Annotated in this window: 4 protein-coding genes; 3 read left to right on the forward strand and 1 reads right to left on the reverse strand. The window is 56.6% G+C overall.

Going from position 1 to position 3,920, the window contains the following annotated elements; genetic code table 11:
* The first annotated feature begins 76 nt into the window (after nt 1-76).
* The 3 genes from Q0510_RS10440 to Q0510_RS10450 all read left to right on the forward strand — a co-directional run bounded on the left by Q0510_RS10440 (nt 77) and on the right by Q0510_RS10450 (nt 3,551).
* A complete protein-coding gene (locus Q0510_RS10440) occupies nt 77-1,276 on the forward strand; it encodes an erythromycin esterase family protein (RefSeq protein WP_298710865.1) in 1,200 nt (399 codons plus the stop codon).
* Between the two features lie 71 nt (nt 1,277-1,347).
* On the forward strand, nt 1,348-2,490 hold the full coding sequence (locus Q0510_RS10445) for a HAMP domain-containing sensor histidine kinase (protein WP_298710868.1): 1,143 nt from the start codon (nt 1,348-1,350) through the stop codon (nt 2,488-2,490).
* Nucleotides 2,487-3,551: a response regulator gene (locus tag Q0510_RS10450; RefSeq protein WP_298710870.1), complete on the forward strand. Its 1,065-nt coding sequence runs from the start codon at nt 2,487-2,489 to the stop codon at nt 3,549-3,551. The genes Q0510_RS10445 and Q0510_RS10450 overlap by 4 nt, the downstream gene beginning before the upstream one ends.
* Here Q0510_RS10450 and Q0510_RS10455 read toward each other — a convergent pair.
* On the reverse strand, nt 3,552-3,920 hold a 369-nt coding region (locus Q0510_RS10455), incomplete at its 5' end, for a fibronectin type III-like domain-contianing protein (protein WP_298710873.1).

Raw genomic sequence — 3,920 nt, forward strand, 5'->3', positions numbered from 1 at the left:
AGCCGCAGGCAAACGGCGCTGTTCCGGGAGCTGCGCGGCATCTGACCCGATCCCTTCACCCATAAAAACATATCACATGAAACGCATCACCATGCCGTTACTGGCCATCCTGTGCCTGTGCGCGAACGGATTTGCGCAGCAACCCTTCCGCCTTCAAACTACCGAACCTTCCGGCGATTACGCCGATCTCCTTCCGCTCAAAAAACAATTCGCTTCCGCCAGCGTCATCGGTGCGGGCGAAGGCACACACGGCACCCGTGAGTTCTTCCGCATGAAGCATCGCCTGTTCCGGTTCCTGGCCGAAGAAATGGGCTATACGGTGTTCGCCATGGAAGACAGCCCCATCGGCGCCATGCGCATCCAGCATTTCCTCGAAACCGGCGAAGGCAATCCCATTGCCATCATCCGGGAACATTTCCACCAGGTGTACCAGGTGGAGGAACTGTCGGACCTCGTGTACTGGATGCGGCAATATAATCTTCAGCATGACGAAAAGCTGCGTTTCACGGGGTTTGATTGCCAGCAGATGCATTACTTCCACCAGGAGTTAACCACGCTAACTTCCCGCCACCAGCTGCATTTGTTCGATTCCCTGCTGAACTACCATGCCGATACGGCCGTCACCTTCAGCAAAGCCATGGAGCCGATTATTGCCATCTGCGACAGCATCCTGCGGATCATGCCGGCTTCGGTGGAAAATATTCCGGAAAAGGACTGGCGGCTGGCCCGTTTCTGCGTGGAGAACATCCTGGCCGGGGCGCGGGAATTCCGGCTGCAGGAGTCGGATTGGGTGCGGTCCTTCAACGTCCGGGATTCCATGATGGCCCGCAATGTGCAATGGATCGGGGCGCAATATCCGGGCGAGAAGATGATGCTCTGGGCACATAACTCCCACCTGGGCAGGCTGTACGCCGATTCTATGTTCACGTTCCGGCCGATGGGCGGGCACCTCCACGAAATGTACGGCAAAAACTACCAGAACATCGCCATGCTGGCGGGTTCGGGCACCTACCGCGCGCAAAACGATTTCCGTACGAAGATGGATACCGGCCATGCGCTCGTAGCGCCGCTGCCGGGCTCGGTAGATGCGCAGTTGCAGGCCATGCAGGTACCGGTGTTCCTGCTGCCGTTGGGCAATTCGCCGCTGAAAGGCCGTTTGCGGACCATCGGCGCCATTGCATCGGAGCACCAGTTCACACTGTGGCCCGTGGAGCTGAGGGAGCGGTACGACTGGGTCTTTTATGTGGAAAAGACCACTTCCGCCCGGGGGCTTTGATCGGAAATAGTGACTTTCGTCAGGTCGGCCTGCCAATCGCCGCGCATGCGTTATATTTGTAGTTAACGCAAATGACCAATATGTTCCATTTCGGCCAACGGCAGACGTTCATCATCTCGATCTTCATCATGCTGGTAACCGCGTGCCTGCTGGTCTGGCGGCCAGACTACAACTTCTTCGACGGGGGGCTTATCACGGCCATCCTGCTCACCATCTTCATCAAGAAGGACGCGCCTACGCGGATTATGGGCATCGCCTGTACGGTGCTGGTGGTGGTGATCGCCTGCCTGCCCCACAAAAATCCCAACCTGGCGGAAGTGTTCATCGAGCACTTCTTCTCCCTGATCCTCGTGATCAGCTCCACCATGCTGGTGCTGTTCCTCAAACGGCTGTACCGCACCATGCAGGAGCTGAACCAGGCGCTGGAAAAGGAAGTGGAGAAAAGAACCGCCAACCTGGAGCTCGCCCTGTCGCACCTGGCCTCTTCGCAGGCGGAGCTGAAAGAGGCGCTGGAGAAGGAAAAGGAACTGAATGAGATCAAATCCCGGTTCGTGTCGATGGCATCGCACGAGTTCCGCACGCCGCTGAGCGCTATCCTTTCTTCCGCCGCGCTCATCGCAAAATATCCTAATACAGACGACCAGCCGCGGCGGGAAAAACACGTGGGAAAGATCCGCGAGTCGGTCATCCACCTGAACGAACTGCTGGAAGATACGCTGTCGCTCGGCCGTATCGAGGAAGGAAAAGTGCAGATCCACCCGGAAACGATTTCGTTGTCGGCTTTTGCGCAGGAAACGGCGGATGAGGTGCAGGGCTTGCTCAAACCCGGGCAGATATTGCAACCGGATGTGCAGAACGGGTTGAAAGTGATATCCGACAAGCGTTTGCTGAAACATATTTTCGTGAATCTCCTCACCAACGCCATCAAGTTTTCGCCGGCGGGCACGCCCATCGGGTGGAAGCTCAGGGAAGAAGGCGGGCGGATACTGGCTGAAGTGGCGGACCAGGGCATGGGGATTCCCGAAGAAGATAAAGCGTACCTGTTCAGCAGTTTCTTCCGCGCCCGCAACGTCACCAACATACAGGGCACGGGGCTGGGGCTGCATATCGTAAAGCGGTATGTAGACATGCTGCACGGCGAGATCGGTGTGGAGAGCGAACTGAACAAAGGCACCACCATTTCCATCAATTTTCCAAACCTTCCTTCAACATGATAGCGACGATTCTGGTAGTAGACGATCACCCCGGCATCCGGGAAAACGTAGCGGAAATCCTGACGCTCGCAGGATACAGGGCACTCGAAGCCGAAAATGGCAAGCAGGCCATCGAAATGGCGCGCGAACACCGCCCCGACCTCATCATCTGCGACATCATGATGCCCGAGCTCGACGGTTACGGCGTATTGCATATGCTCCGTAAATACCCCGAGACCGAGCACATACCCTTCATCTTCGTAACCGCCAAAACCGACCGCAGCGACTGGCGGAAAGGCATGGATATGGGCGCCGACGACTATATCACCAAGCCCTTCGAAGACGTGGAACTGCTCACCGCCATCGAAACCCGGCTGAAGAAGCAGCAATTCCTCCAGGAAAAATTCGCCGCTTCCCGGACGCAATCCATCGGCACCATGATCCAGGACTGGCAAGCCTCCGGTCTCCTGCAACTCGACCTCGACAGCTTCGACGTGGTGCCATATGCCAAAAAGCAATCCGTGTACCGCGAAGGCAAGCACCCGCAGTTCCTCTATTACGTGAAAAGCGGTAAAGTGAAAGCCTTCCGCCTGAACGACGATGGCAAGGAATACATCACCAACCTCTTCGGCACCGGTGATTATTTCGGGTATGTACCCTTGCTGGAAGATCATGTATATGAAGAAAATGCCGAAGCCCTCGACCAAACGGAGCTCGTGCAAATCCCCAAAGAGGTATTCCTGGAACAGCTGCTGAACGATATCAGCGTGGCGCGCACCTTCATCAAGCGCATCGCCATGGAAGTGAAGGAAAAAGAAGACCGATTGCTGCAACTGGCGTACGATTCGCTGCGCAAGCGCGTAGCCAACGGCCTGCTGGCCATCCACGACAAGCTCCACCTCGAGCAGCAGCCCGACGCGCTTATCGAGTTATCAAGAGACGATATCGCGCGGTTCGTGGGTACGGCTACGGAATCCCTCATCCGCACGCTCAGCGATTTCAAATCGGAAAAGCTGATCGAGATGCAGGGCACGCGCATCCGGATCGTACAACCCGAGCTGTTGCGCAAGTTGCTGTACTGATCAGGGCTTCAGCTCGAAAGCCACCTCCTGTACATCCCGGCTGTTGGGGCCTATCTGTACCCGGAATTCCCCGGGCTCGACTACGTATTGCATATTGCGGTCGTAGAATTTGAGGTCGGCGGCGGTGATATTGAAACTTACTTCCTGCTTCTCCCCTTTCCGCAGAAAGATCTTTTTAAACCCGCGTAGTTCCTGCAAGGGGCGGTTGACGCTGGCGGTGACATCGCGGAGATAGAGCTGCACCGTTTCGTGGCCGTCGTATTGGCCCGTGTTGGTTACCGTCACGGTGGCGCGGATGGCGCCGTTCATGGCCATGGATGTGGCATTCAGCCGCAGGGGACCATATTCGAATTTCGTGTAGCTCAGGCC

The sequence above is a fragment of the uncultured Chitinophaga sp. genome (assembly GCF_937874145.1).
GTDB lineage: Bacteria > Bacteroidota > Bacteroidia > Chitinophagales > Chitinophagaceae > Chitinophaga.

Excerpts from the sequence above, each read along its gene's own strand:
- Q0510_RS10440 (WP_298710865.1), top strand. The coding sequence starts at position 77 with ATGAAACGCATCACCATGCCGTTACTGGCCATCCTGTGCCTGTGCGCG.
- Q0510_RS10450 (WP_298710870.1), top strand. The coding sequence starts at position 2,487 with ATGATAGCGACGATTCTGGTAGTAGACGATCACCCCGGCATCCGGGAA.
- Q0510_RS10445 (WP_298710868.1), top strand. The coding sequence starts at position 1,348 with ATGACCAATATGTTCCATTTCGGCCAACGGCAGACGTTCATCATCTCG.